At 62.7% G+C, this 24,861-nt stretch carries 27 protein-coding genes and 1 pseudogene; 5 read left to right on the plus strand and 23 right to left on the minus strand.

Going from position 1 to position 24,861, the window contains the following annotated elements:
• Positions 1-17: 17 nt before the first annotated feature.
• From SHEL_RS10240 to SHEL_RS10260, 5 genes are all read right to left on the minus strand, one after another.
• Positions 18-668, minus strand: a complete 651-nt coding sequence (locus SHEL_RS10240; protein WP_012799201.1) for a vWA domain-containing protein — start codon at positions 666-668, stop codon at positions 18-20.
• Between the two features lie 174 nt (positions 669-842).
• Complete coding sequence (locus SHEL_RS10245; protein ID WP_012799202.1) at positions 843-1,928, minus strand: DUF4190 domain-containing protein; 1,086 nt, start codon at positions 1,926-1,928, stop codon at positions 843-845.
• A 177-nt stretch (positions 1,929-2,105) separates the two neighbouring features.
• The gene (gene folE, locus SHEL_RS10250; protein WP_012799203.1) at positions 2,106-2,693 is read right to left on the minus strand and encodes a GTP cyclohydrolase I FolE; all 588 of its coding nucleotides are present in this window, start codon (positions 2,691-2,693) and stop codon (positions 2,106-2,108) included.
• 1 nt (position 2,694) lies between these two features.
• On the minus strand, positions 2,695-3,549 hold the full coding sequence (locus tag SHEL_RS10255) for a bifunctional 5,10-methylenetetrahydrofolate dehydrogenase/5,10-methenyltetrahydrofolate cyclohydrolase (RefSeq protein ID WP_012799204.1): 855 nt from the start codon (positions 3,547-3,549) through the stop codon (positions 2,695-2,697).
• Between the two features lie 3 nt (positions 3,550-3,552).
• The gene (locus tag SHEL_RS10260) at positions 3,553-4,182 is read right to left on the minus strand and encodes a cyclodeaminase/cyclohydrolase family protein (RefSeq protein WP_012799205.1); all 630 of its coding nucleotides are present in this window, start codon (positions 4,180-4,182) and stop codon (positions 3,553-3,555) included.
• 187 nt (positions 4,183-4,369) lie between these two features.
• Between SHEL_RS10260 and SHEL_RS10265 the strand changes: the two genes are divergently transcribed.
• Positions 4,370-5,020: an HAD family hydrolase gene (locus SHEL_RS10265; RefSeq protein WP_012799206.1), complete on the plus strand. Its 651-nt coding sequence runs from the start codon at positions 4,370-4,372 to the stop codon at positions 5,018-5,020.
• On the opposite strand, the gene SHEL_RS10270 is transcribed toward SHEL_RS10265, so the two are convergent.
• The 4 genes from SHEL_RS10270 to SHEL_RS10285 all read right to left on the minus strand — a co-directional run bounded on the left by SHEL_RS10270 (position 5,017) and on the right by SHEL_RS10285 (position 9,050).
• Positions 5,017-5,826, minus strand: a complete 810-nt coding sequence (locus tag SHEL_RS10270; RefSeq protein ID WP_012799207.1) for an alpha/beta fold hydrolase — start codon at positions 5,824-5,826, stop codon at positions 5,017-5,019. The two genes, SHEL_RS10265 and SHEL_RS10270, sit on opposite strands and share 4 nt — an antisense overlap.
• A 26-nt stretch (positions 5,827-5,852) precedes the next feature.
• Positions 5,853-6,407: a methyltransferase family protein gene (locus SHEL_RS10275; RefSeq protein ID WP_012799208.1), complete on the minus strand. Its 555-nt coding sequence runs from the start codon at positions 6,405-6,407 to the stop codon at positions 5,853-5,855.
• Positions 6,408-6,609: 202 nt separating this feature from the next.
• Entirely contained in the window at positions 6,610-7,083 is a 474-nt protein-coding gene (locus SHEL_RS10280) for a YkvA family protein (protein ID WP_012799209.1), read from the minus strand.
• 296 nt (positions 7,084-7,379) lie between these two features.
• Entirely contained in the window at positions 7,380-9,050 is a 1,671-nt protein-coding gene (locus tag SHEL_RS10285; RefSeq protein WP_012799210.1) for a formate--tetrahydrofolate ligase, read from the minus strand.
• A 212-nt stretch (positions 9,051-9,262) separates the two neighbouring features.
• Here SHEL_RS10285 and SHEL_RS10290 point away from each other — a divergent pair, with 212 nt between their 5' ends.
• Complete coding sequence (locus SHEL_RS10290) at positions 9,263-10,246, plus strand: LysO family transporter (RefSeq protein ID WP_012799211.1); 984 nt, start codon at positions 9,263-9,265, stop codon at positions 10,244-10,246.
• Between the two features lie 104 nt (positions 10,247-10,350).
• Here the strand turns inward: SHEL_RS10290 and SHEL_RS10295 are convergent, their stop codons facing one another.
• Complete coding sequence (locus SHEL_RS10295) at positions 10,351-11,493, minus strand: DUF6273 domain-containing protein (protein ID WP_050749574.1); 1,143 nt, start codon at positions 11,491-11,493, stop codon at positions 10,351-10,353.
• Positions 11,494-11,840: 347 nt separating this feature from the next.
• On the opposite strand from SHEL_RS10295, the gene SHEL_RS10300 reads away from it, so the two are divergent.
• Positions 11,841-12,269 carry a PaaI family thioesterase gene (locus SHEL_RS10300; RefSeq protein WP_012799213.1) on the plus strand — a complete coding sequence of 143 codons (429 nt, stop codon included), beginning with the start codon at positions 11,841-11,843 and terminating at the stop codon, positions 12,267-12,269.
• Positions 12,270-12,287: 18 nt separating this feature from the next.
• Here SHEL_RS10300 and SHEL_RS10305 read toward each other — a convergent pair whose 3' ends face one another.
• Both SHEL_RS10305 and SHEL_RS15850 read right to left on the minus strand, forming a co-directional pair.
• Positions 12,288-13,838 (minus strand): RHS repeat domain-containing protein, encoded by a 1,551-nt coding sequence (locus tag SHEL_RS10305; protein WP_012799214.1) that lies wholly within the window; start codon positions 13,836-13,838, stop codon positions 12,288-12,290.
• Between the two features lie 45 nt (positions 13,839-13,883).
• A pseudogene (locus tag SHEL_RS15850) lies at positions 13,884-13,949 on the minus strand (zinc-ribbon domain-containing protein); the annotation flags it as partial.
• 208 nt (positions 13,950-14,157) lie between these two features.
• Between SHEL_RS15850 and SHEL_RS10310 the strand changes: the two are divergent.
• Both SHEL_RS10310 and SHEL_RS10315 read left to right on the plus strand, forming a co-directional pair.
• Positions 14,158-14,949: a protein-ADP-ribose hydrolase gene (locus SHEL_RS10310; protein ID WP_012799215.1), complete on the plus strand. Its 792-nt coding sequence runs from the start codon at positions 14,158-14,160 to the stop codon at positions 14,947-14,949.
• Positions 14,950-14,971: 22 nt separating this feature from the next.
• The gene (locus SHEL_RS10315; RefSeq protein ID WP_012799216.1) at positions 14,972-15,907 is read left to right on the plus strand and encodes an SIR2 family NAD-dependent protein deacylase; all 936 of its coding nucleotides are present in this window, start codon (positions 14,972-14,974) and stop codon (positions 15,905-15,907) included.
• Between the two features lie 76 nt (positions 15,908-15,983).
• On the opposite strand, the gene SHEL_RS10320 is transcribed toward SHEL_RS10315, so the two are convergent.
• The 11 genes from SHEL_RS10320 to SHEL_RS10370 all read right to left on the minus strand — a co-directional run bounded on the left by SHEL_RS10320 (position 15,984) and on the right by SHEL_RS10370 (position 24,771).
• On the minus strand, positions 15,984-16,946 hold the full coding sequence (locus SHEL_RS10320) for an FAD:protein FMN transferase (protein WP_012799217.1): 963 nt from the start codon (positions 16,944-16,946) through the stop codon (positions 15,984-15,986).
• A gap of 180 nt (positions 16,947-17,126) precedes the next feature.
• Entirely contained in the window at positions 17,127-17,429 is a 303-nt protein-coding gene (locus tag SHEL_RS10325) for a GIY-YIG nuclease family protein (RefSeq protein WP_012799218.1), read from the minus strand.
• A gap of 2 nt (positions 17,430-17,431) precedes the next feature.
• Positions 17,432-18,025: a histidine phosphatase family protein gene (locus SHEL_RS10330; protein WP_012799219.1), complete on the minus strand. Its 594-nt coding sequence runs from the start codon at positions 18,023-18,025 to the stop codon at positions 17,432-17,434.
• A complete protein-coding gene (locus SHEL_RS10335) occupies positions 18,013-18,366 on the minus strand; it encodes a bifunctional adenosylcobinamide kinase/adenosylcobinamide-phosphate guanylyltransferase (protein WP_012799220.1) in 354 nt (117 codons plus the stop codon). Before SHEL_RS10335 ends, SHEL_RS10330 begins: the two co-directional genes overlap by 13 nt.
• The gene (locus SHEL_RS10340) at positions 18,363-19,136 is read right to left on the minus strand and encodes an adenosylcobinamide-GDP ribazoletransferase (protein ID WP_012799221.1); all 774 of its coding nucleotides are present in this window, start codon (positions 19,134-19,136) and stop codon (positions 18,363-18,365) included. Before SHEL_RS10340 ends, SHEL_RS10335 begins: the two co-directional genes overlap by 4 nt.
• Complete coding sequence (locus SHEL_RS10345; protein WP_012799222.1) at positions 19,133-19,666, minus strand: bifunctional adenosylcobinamide kinase/adenosylcobinamide-phosphate guanylyltransferase; 534 nt, start codon at positions 19,664-19,666, stop codon at positions 19,133-19,135. Before SHEL_RS10345 ends, SHEL_RS10340 begins: the two co-directional genes overlap by 4 nt.
• Positions 19,666-20,730, minus strand: a complete 1,065-nt coding sequence (gene cobT / locus SHEL_RS10350; RefSeq protein ID WP_012799223.1) for a nicotinate-nucleotide--dimethylbenzimidazole phosphoribosyltransferase — start codon at positions 20,728-20,730, stop codon at positions 19,666-19,668. Before cobT ends, SHEL_RS10345 begins: the two co-directional genes overlap by 1 nt.
• A 48-nt stretch (positions 20,731-20,778) precedes the next feature.
• Entirely contained in the window at positions 20,779-21,438 is a 660-nt protein-coding gene (locus tag SHEL_RS10355; RefSeq protein WP_012799224.1) for a precorrin-8X methylmutase, read from the minus strand.
• Positions 21,435-22,961: a cobyric acid synthase gene (locus SHEL_RS10360; protein ID WP_012799225.1), complete on the minus strand. Its 1,527-nt coding sequence runs from the start codon at positions 22,959-22,961 to the stop codon at positions 21,435-21,437. The genes SHEL_RS10355 and SHEL_RS10360 overlap by 4 nt, the downstream gene beginning before the upstream one ends.
• On the minus strand, positions 22,946-23,998 hold the full coding sequence (locus tag SHEL_RS10365; RefSeq protein WP_012799226.1) for a pyridoxal phosphate-dependent aminotransferase: 1,053 nt from the start codon (positions 23,996-23,998) through the stop codon (positions 22,946-22,948). The genes SHEL_RS10360 and SHEL_RS10365 overlap by 16 nt, the downstream gene beginning before the upstream one ends.
• An 8-nt stretch (positions 23,999-24,006) precedes the next feature.
• Complete coding sequence (locus SHEL_RS10370) at positions 24,007-24,771, minus strand: Rossmann-like domain-containing protein (protein ID WP_012799227.1); 765 nt, start codon at positions 24,769-24,771, stop codon at positions 24,007-24,009.
• Between the last annotated feature and the right edge of the window lie 90 nt (positions 24,772-24,861).

Here is a 24,861-nt window from a genome sequence, read left to right on the forward strand (position 1 = left end):
CCGCGGCGCTTTCGTGTTTACCCCCGACGATTGTGGTCGGCTTCCACATCGCGCTTCCAGAAGCTGCGGGAACGCGGCGCCGCCGACGGCATCCTCATGGCGCAGACCGCCGCATCGATCGCGCCGTAGGCCTTGGCCGTGCCTTGGGAGTCGGGACAGTAATTGGTGGCTCGGTCGCCGGAGATGCCGAAGGACGCCGCCGTTTCGATGGCATCGATGTTCGCACCTAGGAACAAAAACTCCCAACCCGCCTTCTGACGGGCCTCGACCAGGCTCTTCACCTTGGCAAGGCCGAATTCGCGGCTTGCGTTCTCGTACCCGTCGGTGGTGATGACGAACATCACGTGCTCGGGCCTCATCTCCTCGGCCGTGTGCCTGAGGGCGTTGTCCACCTTGAGGATGGTGCGCCCGACGGCATCCAGCAGCGCCGTGCAGCCCCGCACGTAGTAGTCCTTGTCCGTGATGGGCGCCACACCTTTGATGTCGATGCGGTCATGCAGCAGCTCGTATTTGTCGTCGAACAGCACCGTGGTCACGGTGACGTCGCCGGGCAAGGCGCGCTGCCTGGCGAGCAGCCCGTTGTAGCCGCCGATGGTATCCGTTTCCAATCCGGACATCGATCCGCTGCGATCAAGGATGAATACGAGTTCTGTCAGGCCTTTCTTCATGTTGCTCCCCTTTCGGTCGCGCGTTGTGATCCCTTGCAGAGCCTACTTTAGGGAACGAAGGCGCGCGTGTGGTCGCCTGCGAAGCGACAAGCGGCCGGGCGGAACCGACGAAAAAAGGCCCCGGCGATTCGCCAGGGCCCATGCGTTGCATATGTCAGGATTCGTTCGGTTGCGCTATCCTTGGGCGTTTCCGAACCGGAAGGTGTCGATGATGGCTGGAACGTTGGCGGCATCGGCCTCAAGGTACTCGATGCAGATGTAGGCGCAACGGGTCTCATCGTTCGACTCGATGAAATACTCCTTGACCACCTTCTTGTCCGCCTCGAAATAAGACGTGAGCATGTAGCCGTCCAGCGTGCCGATGTCGTACTCCTCCATCGTGGCGTTGATGTAATCGCCGCTGGAATTGTTGTAATCGAGCATCCGGCGGGCGTTGTCTTCGGCGTCGCCCGTCAAACCCGTCATGGTGACGATGGTCCCGTACTCCTGACCACCGTAATACTGCGAATCGTAGCTGCTGTTGGGGTCGGAATATGCGATGATGCCCGAATTCTCTTCAAGGGTCACGTCTTGGAACATCACCCAGTTTTCGGGAATCTCGACATATCCGGACTCGTAGCTGCCGATGATCATATTGCCGGCGGCGGGCTCGAGCACGTCGCCTTCAGGCACGTTCGAACCGTTGCCTGGGTCGGATTCGGGGACTTCCAGCTGGGGAGTCTGCTCGTTATAGCCGTTGGACGCATCCTGGCCGAAGTAGGGATCGCCGATGTACCCGTCGTTGTTCAGGTCCTGGCCCACTTCCTCTTCCAGCTCGTAGACCGCATAGTCGGCATCACCGTTTTCGATCTCGGTCATCGCAGCGAAGACGCCCAAAGCAATCGCGCCCACCTGCACGATGATCACGATGGTGGCCAGCACGACGCCGACGATGCCCAAAGCCTTCGTCGACTTGGCACGGTCACCGCCAAGGCCCTTCTTGACCTGGCCACCGTTCTTCACCAACGCGATAATGCTCAAAATGAGACCCGGTACGGCAAGGGCGATGATGGTAAGCACAAGGCCGACGATGCTCAGCACGAACGGTGCGTTGGACGGCCCGTTCTGGACGGGCGTATACTGTGGATTGCCCTGGGGCGGTATGGGCTGCTGGCCGTAGGGCGGCATGGGCTGCTGGCCCTGGGGAGGCATGGGCTGCTGCGGAGCCTGCTGCCACTGCTGGCCCTGGTTCCCGTCGTTCGGATACGTCTGGTTGCTCATGTAAGCTCCTTTCGGAAAAGACGGCTCGCGGCCGCCGTAAGACTGCATGGCCCCATTCTACAGCTGCAGACTATTTCGCCACAAAACGTTGGCAAACCGTGGCGAATCGGTCGCATTCCAATCAAAAACGCCGCAGGGAAACCTGCGGCGGTAAATGGAACACATGCGACACTGACGCTACAGCCCCAACAGACGCAGCGCCTCCTCGCGGGTGGGAAGGTCGGCGAAGCAGCCGCGGACCGCCGACGTGACGGTGACGCTGCCGGGCTTGCGCACACCGCGCATGGTCATGCAGCTGTGCTCGGCCTCGGCCACCACCAGCACGCCGCGGGGCTCCAAGGTGGACATCATGGCATCGGCGACCTGCGAGGTCAAACGCTCCTGCAGCTGCGGCCGACGGGCGTAGCCCTCCACGCAGCGGGCGATTTTCGACAGGCCTGTGATGCGTCCCTTGCGAGGTATGTAGGCCACATGGACCTTTCCTGTGAAGGGCAGGAGGTGATGTTCGCACATGGACGCGAAGGGGATGTCCTTCACGATGACCATCTCTTCGTGGTGCTCCTCCTGGAACTGCTTGCGCAACGGCTCGCAGGGGTCGCTTTGCAGCCCGCCGAAGATTTCGGCGCAGGCGCGGGCCACACGGTTGGGCGTTTCACGGATGCCTTCGCGGTCGGGGTCCTCGCCGATGGCGATAAGGAATTCCCGGATGGCCGCCTCGGCACGGGCCTGGTCAAGCTCGCCGTAGGGTTTGATGGGGTCGGTCATGCTAGCACAACGTCCTTTCTGCTGCGTCAATCACGTGTTTGGCCAGAACGGCAGTGGTAACGGAACCCACACCGCCTGGCACGGGCGAGATGGCGGCGACGATCGGCTCGACGGAGGCGAAGTCCACGTCCCCCGCAAGCTTGCCGGCATCCTCGTCCCAGTTGATGCCAACGTCAATGATAGTCTGGCCGGCGCGGACATGTTCGGAGCGAAGCGTGCCGATGCGGCCAGCGGCCACCACGACAATGTCAGCGTTTCGGCATTCGGAGGCCAGGTCTTTCGTGCGGGTGTGGCACATGGTGACGGTGGCGTTGCGGGCCTGCAGCATGACCGACACCGGTTTGCCGATGACCAGCGATCGGCCGATTACCGTGACCTTCGCACCCGTCAGATCGTATCCGTAGTGGTCGAGCATTTCCAGAACCGCCTGGGCCGTGCAGGGCGGATACCCCTGGCCGTTGTTGACGAACACGCCCATGAGCGACCCGTCGGTCATGCAGTCCACGTCTTTGGCCGGATCCAGAGCCTGGCAGGCGGCATGCTCGTCGAAGCCGCCAGGAAGCGGACGCATCATGATGCATCCGTGGATGGATTCGTCGTCGTTGATGGCGTGGATAGCGGCCAGAAGCTCGTCCTGGGAACAGTCCTCGGGAAGGACCTCGACCCGCAGATCGACGCCTACCGATTCGCAGCGCTTGCGGGCGCCACGTTCGTAGGAAAGGTCGTCAGGCTTGTTGCCCACACGCAGGATGACCAGCGTTGGCGCCGCACCTGCAGCTCTGCACGCCTGGGCGCGCAAGGCCAGCTCCTCGGTCATTGCCGCAACGACCGGTGCGGCTTTCAGGATTTCAGCCATTGATCAGTCCCTTCGTATGGCGGCTTCGACCTGGGCGGCCACGTCGTTGGCCAGCGGGACGTATGATGCCAGCATGCTGTCCACTTCGCAGTCGAGCCGCTGCGCCGTCTCGCGGTTCGCAAGCGTTGCGGTGTTGACGAATATGTTCAGGCTTGCAGCCTGCAGCGCAGCCGCGCACAGATAGGCGCCGCAGCCCACATCGGACAGAAGCATGCGGCTGCCTTTGCGGCCCATTTCCTCAAGCAGGTCTATGGCCTCGCAGATGGCGCGCATCATCTCCAACGGCGCTTGGCAGGCGGCCAAGGTGGCTTCTTCCAGCACCTGGGCTCGCATCGGGTCCTCTTTGGGGATGCCGTAGGCGCGAGACAGGGGCTCGAAGGCTTCGGCGTCCTTCTGCACCAGGTCGAGAAGGCGGATGCGGATGCCTTCCGCACTGGCGCACATACGCTCGATGTCGTCCTGCACATCGGCGTACTTCTTCTTGCCTATGGTGAAGTTGCCTACCATAGATCCCAGGGCCGCACCCAAGGCGCCAGCCAGCGCAGCAGCGCCGCCGCCTCCGGGGACAGATTCTTTCGCTGCCAGCTTCGATGCGAAATCATCGCAGCTCAACTGGGTTAAACGTTCTTGCATGCATGCCTTCCCATCATACGGATGCGCAGGGGCGCCTAACACGGACGAACACATTATAAGCCTTTGCCCCGCACCGATTCGGACCATACGGAACAACGTAAACAGGCTGTGCGAATTTACGGAAATCGCCGGCCGCCCCGATGCCTTGTGCCATAATCGTACCAGCAAAACCGAGCGAAGGAGCCCTATGCCGAAGCGCACCATCGATGCGTTCGTCTTCGACCTGGACGGAACGCTGCTGCACACCCTGCCCGATCTGATCGCCGTCACCAACGAGTCGCTGCGGCATTTCGGGATGCCCGAACACGACGACGCGGCCATCCAATCCTTCGCCGCGAACGGGGCCGTCGCCCTCATGCTGCAGGCAGTTCCCAATAATTGCAGCCCTGAACTGGCACAAGAGGCGCTTGCCTACTGGAAGGCAACAGCGTTGGACCACGGCGCGTTGCTGTCTCGCCCCTTCCCCGGTGTGGTCGAAACGCTTGGGCGGCTACACGAGGCAGGCAAGCAGCTTGGCGTGCTGTCGAACAAGTTCCAGGCGGGTGTGGACGACCAGCTGGCGCACAACCTTCCCGACCTGTTCGACGTGGCGTTGGGAGACGGCAGCGTGCCCCGCAAGCCCGATCCCACCGGCATGTTGGAGACGGCGCGGCGCCTGGGCGTGGCTCCCGAGCGCATGGCATACGTGGGCGACTCCGTCGGCGACATGCAGGCGGCCGTCAGAGCAGGAGCGCTAGCCGTAGGCGTGACCTGGGGATACCACCCTGTCGAGCAGATCAAGGCAGCCGGTGCCGACATGCTGCTCGACACGCCGGAGCAGCTTCTCACACTGATCTAGAGTTCCCCTTGGAGAAACGCCAGCAGCCGGTCCTGGAAATCGCTGGCCTCTTCGTAGGCACCGTGGCCGTATTCATCATATATATGTAGAAGCGCGTTCGGAATGCGGGACACCAGCTCCAACGACGCCTCGCCCGTGACCGTTTCATCCTTCGCGCCGCCGATGACCAACGTGGGCGCCGTGATGCCTGCCAACTCGTCGTAGGCGTCATGGGTCAGGCATGCATCCGCCTGCACGAGGAAGCGGCTATAGCTTTTCGGCTTGGTTACCGCTCCGACCAGCCCGTACATGGCTTTCGACTTCGCGAAGTATTCCGGCGTGTACATGTATCTGGCCGTATCGAGCATAAGCTCGCGCCGGTCGCCCCGAAGAGCAAGCTCCTTCCAGTGCTCGATGCGCCGCTCAATCGTGGCGTTTCGGCGGGCGGCCGTCACCACAAGCACCAGTTTGTCCACCCTTTCGGGATGGCGGATGGCAATCTCCTGGGCGATCATGCCGCCCAACGACACGCCAACCACGCAAGCCCGCTGCAGTCCGAGCCGATCCATGCACGTCACGACGTCATCGGCCATATCCCTGGTGGAGAAAGCATCGGGCAGCACGTTTCGCCTGCTGAAAGAGTACACACGGAACCGCTTCGCAATCTTGCGGTACATGAGGGAAAAGGGCGCGGCCATGCCCCTGACGGTTTTCAGCCCATCTCCCAACCCCGGAATCAGGATAAGGGCTTCGCTGCCCGACCCGAATCCGATGTAATCCATGTCTGAACCGCCGACGGGCATGCGCCCGCCTTCAAGGTTGAACATGCCTCCCCCTTCTGCCTTTCACGGCACTACCAGATGAACGGAACCAGGCGGTACCGCACGCGGCCTTCGTATTCCCTATATCCGGATAGTCCCTGTTCAAGCACCGATTCTTCGTTTCGGATGCGCTTGACTATAATGGGAATGTACGCGCACATGACCACCAGCGACGGCAGCGAGCCCAGCACCACCGGCATCGCCAAAAACAGCAATGTGGTCACGGCGTACATGGGATGCCGCACGATGCCATAGAGCCCGGTGTCCACCACACGCTGCCCCTCTTGTACTTCCACCGTGCGTGAAAGGTAGGCGTTTTCGCGAAGCACCTCGGCATACAGCACGTACGAGATCAGGAACACCGCGACACCCGCGATGCTTGCGCCCCAAGGCAGCACGCACCATCCGAATCGGAAGTTAAGCCCCGCCAGCACGAAAGCGACCACGAACATGAGGCCGCTCAACGCCACCACGGCGCGCTGCTCGCTCTCGTTCTCCCGCATGTTCAGCCGCTTCCGCAGCAGGTCCGGGGCCTTCGCAACCATAACCAGCCCCGCTATGAACATGGGGATGAAAAGCACGCCCATGAGCAGTCACCCTTGCGGCCATCGCAGGGTGCCTGCAGGAACGAACAGCAAGACCGCCATGACGATCAGCCCTGCGCCGTATTTTGCCAGCGCGCCACCCAGCAGCCTCACATCCATGTCTACCCGCCTTTCCCACCCCGTTTCAGGGTGCACGCAAGACACCCTTCAGTAGGGTTGCCGCAACGCTTATGGAAACCGAATGCTATGCCTCGGCAATCGGCACATCGATGATCTCAACGGGTTCGACGCTCTGCACGTCCTCGGCCGCAGCAGCCGCGCGGGCGTCGCGCCATTCGGAGAACGCACGAAGCTCGGGCTCGTTGATGGCCATGACGAACGTGGCGATGACAAGGTCATCTGCAAAACCAACGACCGGGATGTCATCGGGGATGATGTCCTTCTGTTTCACCAGGTAGAGGAAGGCACCCACCAGCGACACGATGACCTTCGGCGATACATCGGTGTATTCCCTGGTGATGTAGCTTTTCACCATGGCAGCCATCACCGGCACGTTCGTGAACGCCGCCGAAACGGTGTCGGGCAGGCCGTTCATCTTCTCCTGGAGCTTCGCCAAAAGCTCTTCGACCTGGGCCGGATCCTCGACGATGCTCTGCGCCTTCGCCATGCCCTTGTTCAGGATGTCGCGCGCCCATTCCATAGAAAACTGCTGTGCCATAGGAGCCTCCTTGCCTCGGTTCGAACCGCATGTCATCAGAAACATTGTACCCCGAACCTGAAGCGCAGGCCACGGCGCCGTCGGCTTGGACGACGAGCTGCATCCTGCCTCGGTCGAGACGAGGGCTGTGCAAAACAGGTTCGTCCGGAGTTTCGTCCGATCTTGGGCTTTCCAGACGGCAACCGAACTCGAAAACCAGCCATCAGCGAGGAGGCTCGCCCGAAACTCCCCGAACAAGAAGAGGCGGCAGGGGACAACCCTTGCCGCCTCGAACGGAGCAGAAAACGATGTGCCGCTTAGAACAGGCCGACGATCTTGCCCTCGGGAGTCACGTCGATGCGCTCGGCTGCGGGACGCTTGGGCAGACCGGGCATGGTCATGATCTCGCCGGTGAGCGCCACGATGAAGCCGGCGCCGGCAGAGATCTTCAGGTTGCGCACCGTGATGCGGAAGTCGCGCGGTGCACCCAGTTTGGTCTGGTCGTCCGTGAAGGAGTACTGGGTCTTGGCGACGCAGATGGGCAGCTTGTCCAGGCCCAAAGCCACCAGCTGGTCGAGCTGCTTTTTGGCCTTCGGGGTGAAGTCCACGCCGTCGGCATGGTAGACCTTGGTGGCGATGGCGTTGAGCTTCTCCTCGATGGAGTCCTCGACGTCGTAGCTGAAACGGAAGTCAGCGGGCTGTTCGCAGGCGCGAACGACCTCGTCCGCCAGGGCGATGGCGCCTTCGCCGCCCTTGGCCCAATGCTCGGCCAGAACGGCGTTCACGCCGAGCTCCTTGCACTTGGCTTGGACGAGTTCCAACTCGGCCTGGGTGTCCGTCGGGAACGCGTTGATGGCCACCACGGCGGGCAGGCCGTAGACGTTCTGGATGTTGCCGACGTGCTGCAGCAGGTTGGGCAGGCCGGCCTCCAGGGCCTCGAGGTTCTCGTTGTTCAGATCGGCCTTGGCCACGCCGCCGTTGTACTTCAGGGCGCGGACGGTGGCCACAATCACGACGCAGGACGGAACGAGCCCCGCCATGCGGCATTTGATGTCCAAGAACTTCTCGGCTCCCAGGTCAGCGCCGAAGCCGGCCTCGGTGACCACGTAGTCGGCCATCTTGAGGGCCGTGGTGGTAGCCTGAACGGTGTTGCAGCCGTGGGCGATGTTGGCGAAGGGGCCGCCGTGCACGAAGGCGGGATTGCCTTCGAGGGTCTGCACCAGGTTCGGCTTGATGGCATCCTTGAGCAGGGCCGTCATGGCGCCCTGGGCGTTCAGGTCGGCGGCGGTCACGGGTTTGCCCGAGCGGCTGTAGGCCACGATGATGCGGCCCAGGCGCTCCTTGAGGTCGGCCAGGTCGGTGGCCAGGCAGAACACGGCCATGATCTCGGAGGCTACGGTGATGTCGAAGCCGTCCTCGCGGGCCACGCCGTCTGCGGCCGAACCCAAACCGTCCACCACGTTGCGCAGCTGGCGGTCGTTCATGTCGACGCAGCGGCGCCAGATGACGTTGTTCAAATCGATGTCAAGCTCGTTGCCCTGCTTGATGTGGTTGTCCAGCATGGCCGCGAGCAGGTTGTTGGCGGCTCCGATGGCATGGAAGTCGCCGGTGAAGTGCAGGTTGATGTCCTCCATGGGAACGACCTGGGCGTATCCGCCGCCTGCAGCGCCGCCCTTGACGCCGAACACAGGGCCCAGCGAAGGCTCGCGCAGCGCCAGCATGGAGCTTCGGCCCGTCTTGCACAGCGCGTCGTGCAGGCCGACGCTCGTGGTGGTCTTGCCCTCGCCTGCCGGCGTAGGGTTGATCGCCGTGACCAGGATGAGCTTGCCCTTCATGGGCGCATCCTTGTAAGAATGGATGTCCACCTTGGCCTTGTAGTGGCCGTAAGGTTCGCAGGTGCCCCAATCGATGCCGGCTTTTTTCGCCACCTCTTCGATGGGCAGCATCTCGCATTCCTGCGCGATCTCGATGTCGGATTTGTACTCCACGTTCGCCTCCTGTTTCTCAGGTTTCGTCCCACACGCTGATTGCCTTCCCCCAGCGCTAAGAGCCATCAGATATTTAATTCTACTACCATGGGTATGCGGTGTTCACCATGTATCGGCGATGTGGCCTTTAATTCCACCGAGCTGCCCAGCGAACGGTTCGGACGTGGTATAGTCAGCTGCCAAGCCCGCCGACCCGACCTTTAAGGACCCACGTGAACGACCTTATCCTCTATCTTGGCATGACGATTGCCGGCTATGCGCTGGGCGCACGCATGCGGCGCAGCGGCATGCGTGCGTCGTGGGTGAGCGGCATGCTGGGGGCCGTGATCATGCTGGTGGTCTTCGCCATGGGCCTGCGCATCGGCGCCAACCAGGACGTGGTGAGCAACCTCAACCTCATCGGGCTGTATGCGCTCATCACGGTGCTGTCGGCCCTTTTGTTCACCATCGTCGGCCTTGCTCTGCTGCGGCGCGCGCTCAAGCTGGATCGGCACGGCATACTCGCCGACTCCGAAAGCCTTGAGAGCACCCTGCGGCAACCGCAGGCGATTCCTGCTGACGACGGCTCCGCCGCAGGCATCGATCCCGCCACCATCCGCATCGTATGCTCCGTTGCGGCCGGCGTCGCCATCGGTTGGGCCTGCTCGACCTTCGCCCACGTTCCCTTCGAGACGCTCAACGGCTACGCAGGCGTCGCCATCCGCGTCGGACTGTGCGTGCTGCTGGTGCTTATCGGCCTTGACCTGGGATTGGAGGGCACCGTCATACGCAACATCCGCAATGCCGGCCTGCGGGTCCTGGCCGTTCCCTTCGTCACCGTTGCTGCGACACTGGCTGCCCTTGCCGTGTGCAGCATCTTTCTGCCGCTGTCGCTGCGGGAATGCCTGGCCATCGGCGCCGGATTCGGGTGGTACAGTCTGGCTCCCGGCATCATAATGGACCAGGGGTACATCACGGCAGGCGCCGTGTCGTTCATGCACAACATCCTGCGCGAGCTGCTGTCCATCATCACGATTCCCCTGGTGGCGCGCCATGTCGGTTACATCGAGAGCACAGGTCTTGCAGGCGCAGCGGCAATGGACGTGTGCCTGCCCGTGGTCGAGCAGTCCACCAACGGCATCACCACGGTCTACGCCTTCGTAAGCGGCGTGGTCCTGTCGGTGCTGGTGCCAGTGCTGGTCCCCTTGTTTATCTAGCCGCGCGCCCGTCGCCATCTGTATTCGGTTTCGATTTCATCACAATGCAAAACGCCGCCGGGCTTTAACCGGCGGCGTCGTGACCTTGTATTTTCCCGCGTGCGCTACAAGCAGAAGCAGGGCAGCACGCCCACCGGGTCGTCAGCGGCCTCGCCGTAGTCGGGATAGCCGTCGGTGCCCACACGGAAGAAGTCGGAATCGGCCTTGGGGCGAGCGGTCCTCTCCCACCAGGCGGTTTCGTATCCGTCGTACTTCCTCACCATATACGACAAGGCATCGTAGTTACTCTCGTAGAAAGGCGACATGGTTACGTTCTCGAAGAACTGGTACTGACTGCCCTCGGCGTTGTAGATGTCGCGCATCTCATACTCCTCGCCGCACTCGCCCACGATCTCGGTCAACGCCAGCAGCCACAGCTTGTCTTCGGTGCTGGTCACGACCGAGGCTTCCGAGGCCATACCCGTGTTGTTCGTCGACTTGATAACCGTCTTGATTTCGGACTGAAGGTCCTCGGGCAGCATCGCCAGGCCGTCGGAGTTCAGCCAGCCGCGCAAATCACTGCTCTTCCACCCGCCGTTGTTCTCGCCGGATGAGTTCATGCCCCGCTTGTCGATGGACTCGCTGAACATGAAGGTGATGCCCGCCCGGCCGGAATCGGCCAGGTTGTCATGGTAGAAACCAATGATCTGCACGTCCACCGTCGAGCCGTTGGACAGCTTCACCGATTTCGTCTGGGTGCCGTCCAAAGTGCCGTCGGAATTGGTCAGGTTGTAGCCGATGGCGATGTCCATGGCATCGCTTGCGGAAGTTGCCGCAGATATCTCGTCGGCAATGGTCGAAAGCTCCTCCCAGGTGTATTCCTCGACCGAGTTCTTTACCTCGACCTCGCCGGTCTGCTCCTCTTCTTCGACCGGTTCCTCGGCGGGAGCCTCCACCGCAGCCTCCTGCTCAGCCTCGGGTTCCGCCTGGGTCTCAGGAACCGTGGCTTCTTCCTCGGTATCCGAGCCGGCGTGGATGGTTATCCATCCGACACCGAGGGCACCGATACCCAAAGCCAAAACGAAAACGGCCATGATCAGGCCGGAAACCTGCTTGCGTCGCTTGAGCTCATGGTAGCGGGCCGGCGCGATGCCCGCCGGTTGAGGTGCGATTCCGTTCAAATAGTCGCCGGAGACGGGTTCTCCGCAATTAGGGCAGAACGACGATCCGTCCCTCATTGATGCGCCGCATTTTGCGCAACGAGCCATAATGGGGCCTCCTGTCATAATTGGAAACAGGATACCACGAGGTGACTGAATCGGTCGAATTCGGGACCGACGAATTGCCCGAAAACGTGGGCTGTACAGGCGCGAACGGAAGAAAAAACGCCTGCAAACACCCCGGAAGGCCAGTCCGTAGCGGGCCTTGGCAGGCTTGCAACTGCGCGATGCGACGCCCGTCAAGGGTCACGCGACACCGACCGGACAGCCGAAGACCCGTCAATCCAGCGAATGCACACCGCCGCAGCCAGCCCCTCAAAAACGGAGGACTGGTTATGGCACGGGCATTCCGGCAGCCGTACAATGAACCGACCCGACCTAACAAGGAGACCGCCATGCTTGACCAGCGCATTCTGGATACCATGATGATCAACGTCCCCGCTGCCTCGATGTGGCGCGACAACATCCGCATCACCGAGGCGCAGGAGCCCGGCTTCATCACCTTCGAAACGGATGTGCCTGCCGAACTGGGGAATTACCGCAACGGCATCCACGGCGGCACCGCCTACACCATCGGCGAGATCGGCTGCGGGTTCGCCATGTACTCCTTCAACACGAACAACGTGTGCCAGAGCGCGAACATCAACTTCCTGAAGGCCGTGCCGTGCTGCACCGTGGTGACGAAGACCGAGCCCATCCACAAGGGCCGCTCCACGGCGGTCATCCGCGTGTCAACCTATCAGAAGGAAACCGGCAAGCTGCTGTTCCAATCCACCCATAACATGTTCCTGTTCGGGCCCGTGTTCGAAGATGTGGAGCAGTAGCCGAAAGCGAACGGGCGCCTAGCGTGCCATACTCGCAGAAATGACGCCCTCGGTGCGGACGCATCGTTCGGGGTTCATCCAGGTCAGACCCTCCGACGTCCACCACAGCGGATTGGCGAAGCTGCCCAGCGTCGCCTGCACGCATTCGCCCTGACCCAGGAAGAACCGCTCGTACTCCACGGCGAAGGTGTACTCGGTGTTCCAGTTCTCGTAGGTAAATCCGCTGATCTGACCTGCGGCGTTGTATTCGAATTGAACGCCGTCCACATTGCCGAGCTGTTTGAAGTCGCCCGTGGTCTCCATCGTCATGTTCGTCAGGCGGCCGTCCTCATCGCGAACGAACCGGTAGGTTTCGCTTCCAACGGCACCTTCGATCAGGATGGACGAGCACGCGCCGTTATCGTCGTAGTCCACGGTATATTCCATCGGCCGGTCAGACGAATCGCTCACGCCTGTCACCCTGCCCTCCGCGTCGTAGGCGTAGGTGTATTCAACCGCCCGTCCGCCGAAACTGCTGGTGTAGGACGCAAGCCGGCCCGCTTCGTCGTAGGCGAGGGTGAGGACGGTGCCTGTCGAGACGAAGGATTCCAACCGCCCCTGATCGTCGTAGGTGTAGGAATATTCCGTGGGCACACCCGTGCGGCGAATGACGTTGCCCGCATCGTCGTAGACGAACTCCACGTCCATAGATTCGGCTTCGACATCCCAAATGCCTATGATGTTGCCGGATTCATCGTAGTTGAACTCGTAAACTGCCTGTTCAGAAGTGTCGTCCACGCCCACGGTGCTTTCCGCATACCCCGTGGCGACCCCAGCCTCGTCCAAACTCAACGAGTACTCGTATGTAGAGGTTCCACCAGAAGACGACACGACCTTCGTCACGTGGACAGGCACCCACTGCTCGTGAATCGGCGTGGCCTCAAGCCCTACCACCGCTACGTCGTCGTCAACTTCGATTGCGGAAAGCCCCGCGGCCCCGCTCACATCGACTTCGGTCAAAGCCGTGTCCATCGCCCGCAGCGTCTCCAAAGCGCTGTTGGCGGAAAGGTTCAGCTCCGCAAGATTCTCGCACCCGGTCACATCCAGATACGCCGCCGCCTGAAGCACGGCAGCGTCCAGTTCTGCAAGTTTCGTGCCCGACACGTCCACATATGCCAGCTGACCGGTCTTTCCCCAGGTCACTTCCGTAAGCGCCGGACAATCCAGCGTCAGGCGCTCAAGGTTGTTCGCGCCGCTCAGATTCAAGAACTCGATGTTGGTGCCCGACACGGCAAGCGTGGTCACATTGGGAAGCAGAGCAAGAAACGCCAGGTCCTCCGTCCCTTCGACGGACACCTCGGTCACGGCGGCGGCCTCTTCACGCGAAAGCCCGCCGTCACCGTCGGTGTCGAAAGACTCCATGACGGCCAGCACCCGGTTATCGGGAAACTCCTCGCTGGTCAGGGCGTAGTCGGAACCCGAAGCCTCCCATCCCGCCAAGACGACGGCGACCACCGCCGCCACGGCCGAAAGTGCCAGAGCGGCGGCGAGGGCCGTACGCAACTTCGACCGGAGACCAGTACTGGGCACACCCGATACGCCTCCTATCAGGGACGTCGGCGCCGAAGGCACCGCCATGCCGCACCCGCTGCAAAAGCGGGCGTTGCGAGCAAGTCTGGTTCCGCAATTCGAACAGCGCACGCGCTCCCCCAACCTTCGAGGTTTCGGACGATGTCACGCACAGTGTAGGGTAAACGGCGCCCGCTTAGGTAACGAAACGGCAATCGGGAGGAATCCGATCGGCATCCGCCGATTGCCAATACGCTACGCTCATACATAGGATGTCGGCCGCTTTCCATCGGCTGCCCGCAGCCTTACAATGGCACCAAACATCTGGAAGGAGACCGCCATGCAACGCCACGCCGAAGAGCTCAAGCAGCTGATACGCTACCTGTCCGAAGAGAGCGGCGAGCGCATTCCCGCAGATCTTGATGCGCTCGACTCTCAGCAGCTATGGAACACCTTCCGCGGCCTGGTCAACGTCCGCATGCCCAGACGCGCCTCGAGCGGATTCTACGCCATGCAGGACGCACTGCTCCAAGCGATCATCCAAGAGGACGGCGTAACCGACGCCGCGACGCTTCCCCGCACCGCGCTTGACCAGCGGCTTTCTGTGTGGCAGGGGGACATCACCCGCCTGCGCGCCGACGCCATCGTCAACGCGGCCAACAGCCAGATGCTGGGCTGCTGGGCCAAGTGCCACAGCTGCATCGACAACGTCATTCACACCTACGCAGGCGTGCAGCTGCGGGAGGAATGCGACCGCATCATGCGGGCCCAAGGGGAAAACGAACCCACCGGGCACGCCAAGGTGACCGGCGCCTACAATCTGCCGTCGAAGCATGTCATCCACACGGTGGGGCCCATCGCCCAGGGACATCCGACGGCGCGCCACCGCCTTCAGCTGGCCCAATGCTACACGTCCTGTCTGGATGCGGCCGCCGCGACGGGATGTGAATCCATCGCCTTCTGCGGCATCTCGACCGGCGTGTACGGGTTCCCCGCAGAGCAGGCGGCGCCTATCGCCGTAGACACCGTGCGCGATTGGCTCGACCGGCACCCCGATGTGCCCATGCACGTTGTGTTCAATGTGTTCGGCAACAGGCAACTCTCCATTTACCAGGATATCCTCTGCATGTAACACACCTTCGAAAGGACCTCCCATGAGAAACCTCCGCGGATTCGCAGTTGCAGACGACTCGCCCGAAAGCGTCGCCGGCGCAATCGAGCGACTCGCTTGCGCGCTTGAAGAAGCCGACGCCGTTGCCATCGGCGCCGGAGCCGGCCTGTCCACCTCCGCCGGCATGGTCTACGACGGAGACCGGTTCCACACGTACTTCGACGACTTCGAGACGAAATACGGCTTTACCGACATGTACAGCGGCGGGTTCACCCGGTTCGAAACGCCCGAGGAGCAATGGGCGTTCTGGAGCCGCATGATTGCCATGAACCGCCTGGTCAAAGCGCCGGGCACCGCCTACACCGACCTGTTTGAGCTCGTAAAGGACAAAGACTACTTCGTCATCACCACCAATGTCGACCACCAGTTCCAGCTGTCGGGCTTCGACAAGCAGCGTCTCTTCTACACCCAAGGCGACTACGGCCTGTTGCAGTGCCCGCTGCCCTGCCATCGCAGCACCTACGAAAACGAGGATGCGGTCCGCGCAATGCTCGCCGCTCAGGGCTACACCTTCGCCGAAGACGGCACGCTGACTCCTCCCGACGACCGCGAGCCGGCCATGGCCGTGCCGACGGACCTGCTTCCCACCTGTCCCAAATGCGGGCGCCCCATGGCTATGAACCTGCGCATCGACGACACCTTCGTCGAGGACGAAGGTTGGCGCGCCGCCAGCAAGCGGTATGCCGACTACCTGTTCGCGCATCGAAGCGGCAAGGTTGTGTACCTGGAGCTGGGCGTAGGCATGAACACGCCGGGCATCATCAAATACCCGTTCTGGCGCTACGCCGGAGCCAACAAGCACGCCACGTTCGCCTGCATCAACCTGGGCATGGCCGCAGCTCCCGAGGAAATCGCCGACCAGTGCATCCTTATCGATGCCGACATCCAGCAGACGCTGGCAAAGCTGCTGGAGCGTTGATGTGCAGAAAGCCCCTCGGAACCGCGCCGCATCCGGCCGCCGAGGGGCTTACCTATATTTTAGAGCGAAGGCGGCGCTACCGCGACCAGGAGCGCACGTTGTTTTCGGCGTCGATGTACACCACGCCGGTGATTTCGGGAAGGGTCTTCGCGTACGCCAGACCGTCTTCGATGCCCAGCGCGCACAACGTGGTGGAGAACCCGTCGCAATCGGCGCTTCGTGCCGCAATAAGCGTGACGCTTTCGGCATCGGTGCTGATGGGAAGCCCGTCTTTGGGGCTCAGTATGTGGCAATACCGCTTGCCGTCCAGCTCGAAGGCCCGCTCGTACAGGCCGCTCGTGACCACCGAGCCGTCTGCGATGCGCACCGTGCACAACATGGACGCCGGATCCTTCGGGTTGCGGACACCTACCACATACGGCTCGCCGCCAGGCTTGCCGCCCCGTACCGCCACGTTGCCGCCCAGGTTCACTAATATGTGCCTGATACCCGCCGCATCAAGCAGGTCGACCAGGGCATCCGCGATGAACCCCTTCGCCGTGCCGCCCAGATCGATGGCGGCCAGTGGGTCGTCCAGCCAGGCCTCGAACCCGTCGCCGCACGTTCGCACATGGACGCCTCGCCAATCGACATGGGACAGGGCCCCCATCCGTTCCTCTTCCGTCGGAATGACGCCCTGGACGAAGTTCCACAGACGAGTGACGCTTCCCATGGTGATGTCGAACACGCCCAGGGAACGCTCGCAATACCCCAGGCTCGCCTCCAAAAGCCGAGCCGTGTCCTCCGCGATGCTGACGGGTTTTCCACCTGCTGTGTTTATCCTGGTCACATCGCTGTGCGAAAGCGTACGTGAAAACAGGTGCTCGAACCGCCGGCACGCCGCAAGCGCGTCGGCGAATCCGGCGCGGACCGTTTCCTCGTCGCCGAAGGCCGAAAGGACGATCTCGGTATTGAAAGCGTAGAACTGCGCCGTATGGGGTTTGGACGGGTCGCCGGCCGGCGTGAAAAGGTACTCGTCCTCCAACGGGATGACATCCATCACAACAAATCACCTCTCTGATGCACCCGATGCAGTGTAGCAGATGCGAAACCCCCGCCCGCCGTCGGGAAAGCCGCCCGCATACGACGCGCAGAATGTTTGCCGACAACGCCGTGGCATGCGGCTGTGCGACGGAGCGAAGCGTTCGCGCCAGCAGAAACAAGGCCGCAAAGGCGGGCATCAGGACAAACCGAACGCGTCCGCCAGCACCTCCGCGAAGGGCCGCTTCGACGCCTGGTCCAGCAGGCGTTCTTTTTCCGAACGGGTCAGGCGCTTGAACCGGTACTCGGCGCTTAAGGCCTCGTGCTTTGTGGGGAACTCCGCTGCGGCCACCAGCTCCACCGGCAGACGCGACCGGGTATACTTCGCCCCCTTGCCGGCGTTGTGCGTGGCCACCCTTTGCTCCACATCGACGGCGTACCCCGCATACAGGGTGCCGTCGGCGCAGGTCACCACATACATCGAGTAGGTTTTATCCCCCACGGCTACAGCTCACGCTCCACAACCATGCGCCACGCGCCGCCGACGCGCTCGCAGGCGCAGACGTATCCGTGGCACCAGGAGGCGTGCCAATCGTAGTAATCCTTGGCAGGTTCGGCGTAGGAGCTCAAAAGCGCCATGATGGTTCCGCCATGGACCACCGCCGCCACCTGGGAAAGTCCGCGACGATGGGCGTCTTCGGCCAGCGCGTCGAAACCCTTGCAGACCCGGGCGACGAACCCGGCCCGGTCCTCGCCCTGCGGGCAGCGGCCGAGGCACCATCCGTCCACCCATTCCCTATACGCGGCATCATCCGCCATCTCGTCGGCGGTACGTCCCTCGAAGGTTCCGAAGTCCATTTCGTGCAGATCAGGTACGGCTACCTGTTCTGCCTGCGGAAAAAGGACCGAAGCCGTCTGGACCGTGCGCACCATGCCGCTGGTGTACACCACGTCCGCAGGTGGGATGTCAAGACACGTTTCCGCAACCCGCTTCTGCCCTTCCGGACACAAAGGCTCATCGGTCACGCCGATGTAGCGACGCTCCAGGTTCCCCGCGGTGGGCGCATGCCTCACCAGATACACCGTCAGCGGACCCATGGGTCGCCTTTCAGCACAACGGGAATGCCGCATACCATGCGAACGACCGTATCGGCATGTTCCGCCAACCGTATGGACAGATGCCCCGCCCGGTCGCGCCAGGCGCGGTCCTCATGCGTGGCAGGCACCACGCCTGATCCGACTTCTTCAGCTATGACCAGGTCCTTTTCCATCAGTTGAGGGAACACGTCCTCCACTTCGGCATGGCGCACCAGCTCCTGCGCGTTGCGCAGCGCAGGTCGGTCGTCGATCACGGCGTCAGCCATGTCCCGGGCCGGGTAGCCCAATTCGGCCGCGAATGTCCTTTTGCCCGAAGCGATGCCTCCAACGATGAGGATCATAGGCCCACCAGCTTCAAGGTAAGCACCAGGACAAGCAGCATGGCCAGCTCGAGCACCTGCAAAAACGCCCCCGCCAAATCGCCGCTTATGCCGCCGAACTGCTCGCGGGCGAACCGCCAGAACGCAGCGAAACCGATGAGCCCCGTTGCGACCACCGCGAATCCGCAGGGGGCCGACGCCGCAAGAGCTGCGGCCATACAGACAAACGCCCACCCCAGAAGGACGGCCACGGTGATGCGGGTTTTCGCGGAGAACGAGAACGACGAGAGCATGCCGTCGTCGGTGCTTTTGGGGAGCACGAGGGTGGCGATGCCCGACATCACGCGACTGTACACCGGAATCAGAGCCAGCAGCGCCACGCTCCGCATGCCTAGCGGAAGCTCGGTCGCCACGCCCAAATACGAAATCAAATATATGCCGACGGAGAACACGGCGAAGGCGCCCGATCGGGAGTCGCTCAAGATCTCACGCTTGCGTTCAAACGTGGCGTTGCTGCCTTGGGCGTCGGCCACGTCGCAGAATCCGTCCATATGGATGCCGCCAGAAAGCAGGATGGGCAGCACCGTGATGCCCGCGGCCGTGAACACCGGCCCCACCCCCAGCTTGAAGCACGCCCAGCACCACAGGGCAAGACAGGCACCGATTACGATGCCTACCAGGGGAAACGCCGCCATCATGTAGCGCTGGTTCTGAGGCTTCCACTCGATTGTGGGCATGGGGATAGACGAGAACATGGAGAACGCCATGATAATGGAGCGCCATGCGTTCATGCTTCACCGTCCTTGATGCATTGGGAAACACCTGCCGCAACCTCGTACACCGCATCGGCCTGGGCGGCCAATGCGCAGTTCACGCGTCCCAGCAGGCGCACATACCTGTCCGTCTCAGCCGAATAGGATACCCCATCGGACCCGACCTCGTTGGCGACCACGACCAAAGAGGCGCAACGGCTCCGTAGGTGGCCGACGCCCGCCATGATGCGATCGAAGGCCTCGTCGGCATCGAGAACGGAGCCGTCCTGCGCGAACAGGACGTTGGCGGCCACGTTGCCGGTGCATTCCAGAAGCACCGATTCCGTATCGGGAGGCAACTCCACCGATGTCAGATCACCATAGCATTCCACCGTGGAGAACCCCTTGCCGAAACGCTGGGCGCGATGTTTCGCCACCCGGGCCCGTCCCTCTTCCCCGAAGGGCTGCATGGTGGCTATGTAGATGCGGGGCGATCCCGCGCGCACGGCCATTTCCTCGGCCCATGCGCTCTTTCCGCTGGATGCAGCCCCTGTGACCAGGACGAACATCAGGAAAGCTCCTCATAGGCATCCATGCCCAAATCGTCGAAGGACGCTGCGTCGTACACGGCCAGGGCCATGTCCAGCAGCGGCAGCAGGGCCACAGCCCCGCTTCCCTCCCCCAGGCGCATGCCCGCGTTTATGGGCGGATGCAGGCCCAATGCCTCCAGAATGGCGACGGTTGCAGGCTCCGTCGAAATATGGGACGCCAGCATCGCATGCGTACATGCGGGACACAGCCGACTTGCCGCCAGCGCGGCGACGGCGCTCACCAGCCCGTCCACCACCACGGGCATGCCGCACAGCGCACCTCCTATATAGAGACCGGCCATGGCGCAGATGTCGAACCCGCCAACCTTGCACAGCACATCGAAGGCGTCCGCCGGATCGGGTGCGTTCACCTGGATGGCGCGGCGGACCGCAGCTTCCTTGCGGGCAAGGCCTTCGTCGTCAAGCCCCGCGCCCCGGCCGACGCTCACGGTAGGGTCGAGCCCCAGGAGCACGCTGGCGATGGCCGACGACGTGGTGGTGTTGCCGATGCCCATCTCGCCGGCGCACAGGATGTCGAAACCCCGGGACCGCATCGAGTGGGCGGCGTCGATGCCCACGTCGATGGCCGCAGCGGCCTGCTCGGGAGTCATGGCCGGACCTTCGGTCATGTCCGCCGTTCCCGGCGCCACCGAGCATCCCACCACGCGGGGGTTGGAAGGCGGCGTGGCCAGGCCCACATCCACCGACACCACCTGTGCGCGGACCGTCTTGGCCATAACGGCCACCGAAGACGTGCCCGCCGCCACCGAATCGGCAACCAGCGTGGAAACCTCCTGGCCGCACTGGGTGACGCCTTGGGCCACCACGCCGTTGTCGGCGCAGAACACCAGCACCGCTCGGTCGCGAATCTCCGGGTTCGGCGTGCCCATGATGCCCGCCAGCTGGACCACGGCGTCTTCCAAAACGCCCAGGCTGCCCAGAGGCTTGGCCACGGCAGCCCAGTGCTCGCGGGCCAAGTCGGCCGACTCCGTATCGAAAGGCGGGATGGCAGCGTTAAGTGCTGCAAAATCCAATGCCGTCATGTTGAGAGACCTTCTTTCAGAACTGCAAGGGGCCAAGCTCCGCCCCGGTTAATCGCGCGCTCCGTCGGATGCCAGGTACAGCAGGGCGTTCACGATGGACGCCGCCACGTTGCTGCCGCCCTTCCTGCCCACGGCAACGATGTAGGGGCATCCCAGCCCCATGATGAGCTCCTTGGATTCGACCACGTTGACGAACCCTACGGGCACGCCGATGACCAGCCGCGGCATGGGGGCCTTGCCGGCTTGAACCAGGTCGGCAAGCTGCACCAGGGCCGTGGGGGCGTTGCCGATCGCATAGATCGGCGGTTCTGGCAGCGCGGCCGCACGTTCCATGGCCACCGCCGAGCGGGTGATGCCCCGGGTTTTGGCCTCGGCGGCCACATCCGCATCGGCCACGAAGGTGTGCACCTGCCCGCCGAAGCGGCCAAGAACCCGCTTGTTGATGCCCGCCGCCACCATGGACGTGTCGGTCACCACATGGCACCCGTCGCGCAGCGCTAAGACGGACTGCGGAACCACGCCTTCGGAGAACCGCAGCGTTTCGGCGTATTCGAAATCGGCGGTCGTATGTATGACCCGCTTGACCACAGGTTCGGTCTCGGGGTCGACCTTGATTCCCCTAGCCGCCAGCTCGTCGCCAATGATTTGGAAGCTCCGGGTCTCGATTTCAGCCGGAGCCACGAACGTCAAGGTTTGCATCTGCGTCATACGCCTTCCTCCAGAATGCGATAGACCAAGTCCATATCCAAACTCTCCCGCACCGTATCGGCCAGGATATCGTATTGCTCTTCGCGATAGGCCGCCATGTCCAGCGCCTGCAGCGCCCCAGCATCAAGCCCCTTGGCCGCCAGCAGGGACGACACCAGCGCCTGGGCGCTCTCCTGGGTGTCGAACAGCCCGTGCAGGTATGTTCCGTACACATTGTTGCAGCAGCATCCGTCCTCGTGAGGTGCCTCCTGCCCGGCCGCGTCGGCCAAGGTGACGAAGGCCGAGCCTTGGCCATGCGGCGCCGTATCGGTGCGGACCGTCGACCCCATGTGGATCTCGTAGCCTTCCACCGTTGCCCCCGACATGCCGGCAAGCACGCCTTCCACCTGCAGGATGGTTCCCTTGGAAAGCACCTGTCGCTTTTCAGGGGAAAACTCCGTAACCACCGGCAGAAGCCCTAAGCCCCGCAGCGTGCCGCCGCCCTCGACGCCGTCGGGGTCGCGCACCTCCACACCTAAGATCTGGTAACCGCCGCAGATGCCCAGCACAGGCGTTCCCGCCCCGGCGCGGCGCACCACGGCCGCCTCCATGCCGCTTTCCCGCATCCAGCGCAGATCGTCTATGGTGTTCTTCGTCCCCGGCACGATGACCAGGTCGGGTTCCCCCAGTTCACGGGCTCGAGTAACATAGCGCACGCCCACGCCCTCGATGGCGTCCAGCGCGATGAAATCCGTGAAGTTGGACACGTGGGGCAGCCGCACCACGGCGATGTCAAGCGTCTGACCCGCCGTGCGCACGTCCAGCCGATCTGACAGGCTGTCCTCGTCGTCGATGTCCACCCGCACGTAGGGAACCACGCCCGCCACAGGCACGCCGGTTTTCTCCTCGATGATGTCCAGGCCGGGTTTGAGGATGGACACGTCGCCGCGGAACTTGTTGACCACGGTGGCCTTCACCAGGTCGCGCTCGTCTTCATCCAACAGGTCGATGGTGCCGATAAGCTGGGCAAACACGCCTCCACGGTCGATGTCGCCCACCAGAAGCACCGGGGCGGACGCCATTTTCGCCATGCCCATGTTCACGATGTCGTCGGTTTTCAGATTCACCTCGGCGGGACTGCCCGCTCCCTCGATGACGATGACGTCGAAGCGCTCGTCCAGGCTGCGGTAGGCCTTCATGATCTGAGGCACCAGCGATTTCTTGAACGCGAAGTAATCCTTGGCCGACATGGTCGTCAGGGGCTTGCCTTCGACGATGACCTGCGAGCCCACGTCGCTCGTAGGCTTCAGCAGGATGGGGTTCATGGCCGCTTCGGGGCGGATGCCCGCCGCCTGGGCCTGCATGACCTGGGCGCGGCCCATTTCCAAACCATCGTCGGTGATGCAGGAGTTCAGCGCCATGTTCTGGGATTTGAACGGCGCCGCACGCAGGCCGTCCTGCGCGAAGATTCGGCACAATGCGGCTACGATCAGGCTTTTTCCTGCTCCTGACATGGTGCCTTGCACCATTATGGCCTTTGCCATGCGCAGCTCACCTCCTGTATTTCATGCAATAGGCGAACGTTTTCCCGGTGCGTGCGCACGGCGACCCGGAACCACGTCGGTCCCAGGTTGCGGCAGTCCGCAAACGACCGGATGAGAATACCGCGTTCCAACAACGCAGCCTTCAGATCGAAGGCGACAGGCACTTGGAACAAAAGATAGTTGGCCTCGCTGGGAACAACCCGCAGGCCCGACTCTGCAAGACCCGAGGCGAGGTAGGCCCGCTCGGCTGCCACATAGGCGCGGGTCCGTTCCAGATAGCCGGCCTCCGAAAGCGCCGCCAACGCTGCAGCCTGGGCAGGCGACGACACCGCCCATTCCGCCCCGCAGCCGTAGACGCGATCGAGCAGAGCCCCATCGGAGCAGACGCACCAGCCGACCCGCAGGCCCGCCATGGCATAGGACTTTGTGAAAGCCTTCACCACAATGAGCTGCGGATACGCTGCGCACAACCGCACTGCAGAAGGCTGGTCGGCAAAATCCAGGAAGCACTCGTCGACCACCGCGACCGTGTCCTGGGCCGCCGCCCGGGCCACAATCCTCTCGAGCAGACCGGCTTCGACGGTGCATCCCGTGGGGTTGTTGGGTGTGCAGAGGAACGCCAGGTCGACATCGGGCGTCAAGTCGGCCAGCACACGGTCGGTCAGCGCGAAACCGTCGCATTCCCGCAGGTCATGAGTTCGAATTTCAGCATCGACCTGGCGCAGCGAATGCCCGTAGCCGGAAAAGCCCGGCGACACCACCAACGCGGTGCGCGGGCGCAGGGCCAGGCACACCCGCAGAAACGCATCGCTCGCCCCCGCCGTGCAGAGCACCCAGGATTCGGGCACGCCTTCCGCCTGCGCCACTGCAGACGTCAGCTGCAGGCAGCGCGGGTCGGGGTACGCCTCGAAATCCGTCGGGCAGGCGCACAGGGCCGCAAGCGCCGCATCGGGCATGCCCATCGGATTGATGTTGGAAGAGAAGTCCAGTTCAACGGGGTGCGAATAGACATCCCCGCCATGGTCGTACGGTCGCATCGGCATCCTCACCCGCGAACCGGTTCCCACACGAACTTTTTGATGCCGGCACGCCATTGCTGCTTGGAGCCGCCGCGAACCGCATACTTGGCAGCCTGGGCATCGGTCACCACACTGCCGGCGACAATATCGGCTCCCGCCTCGACGACGGGCCAGGCAGGAAGCGAGCTGGGGCCCGCCACCACGGTGCAGGCGCTGCGGGAAAGCTCCAGCAGGCGCGGCATGGTCTTGTTCGTGAGCGTGGTGCCCGTCAAGAACACGAAGTCCTGATCAGGCAGGATGTATTCGCAGGCCGAATCGGGCACGTCGTTGTCGTTTCGGCAGTTGCGCTCGAGCACCGTCAGATGCCCCACCCGGTCCATGGTCGCCATGCCCGGGAAGTGGCCGATGACGGCGATCTTTTTGCCGGTGTAGCGCTCCTCCATGGAGTCGAAGGGGTTCTGGTTCCGACCCGCGTAGGATTCGCCGCCGTCCACATCGGCCCCTAAGGCCGCCAGCTTGTCAGGCTGGGTGTACCAGGCGTTCATGGCTGCGACGCCCAAGGACGCTTCGCTGAACCGCCAGGACTTCGCCAAAGCGGCCAGGCTTTTCAGGTCCAAATTCAGGTAGTTGCCGGTGTAGAGCTGCGCACGGGCACCGTCCTGCACGGTCTTGGCAATGCCGAGTCCGCATTCCGCTTCAACATACGACCAGCTCACGCCTTTGCAGAAGTCTTTGACGGCAATGCCTTCGGGAATGCCGTCGATCAGCGCGTCATACAGCTCCCAACCCACGGATCCTCACTTTCCAAAACGCCGACGCACGCGTGCGAATGCCTTTTCATCAAACATGTTCGTCCATTGTCCCACTAAACAAACGAAGGT

The organism is Slackia heliotrinireducens DSM 20476, assembly GCF_000023885.1.
Taxonomy (GTDB): Bacteria; Actinomycetota; Coriobacteriia; order Coriobacteriales; family Eggerthellaceae; genus Slackia; species Slackia heliotrinireducens.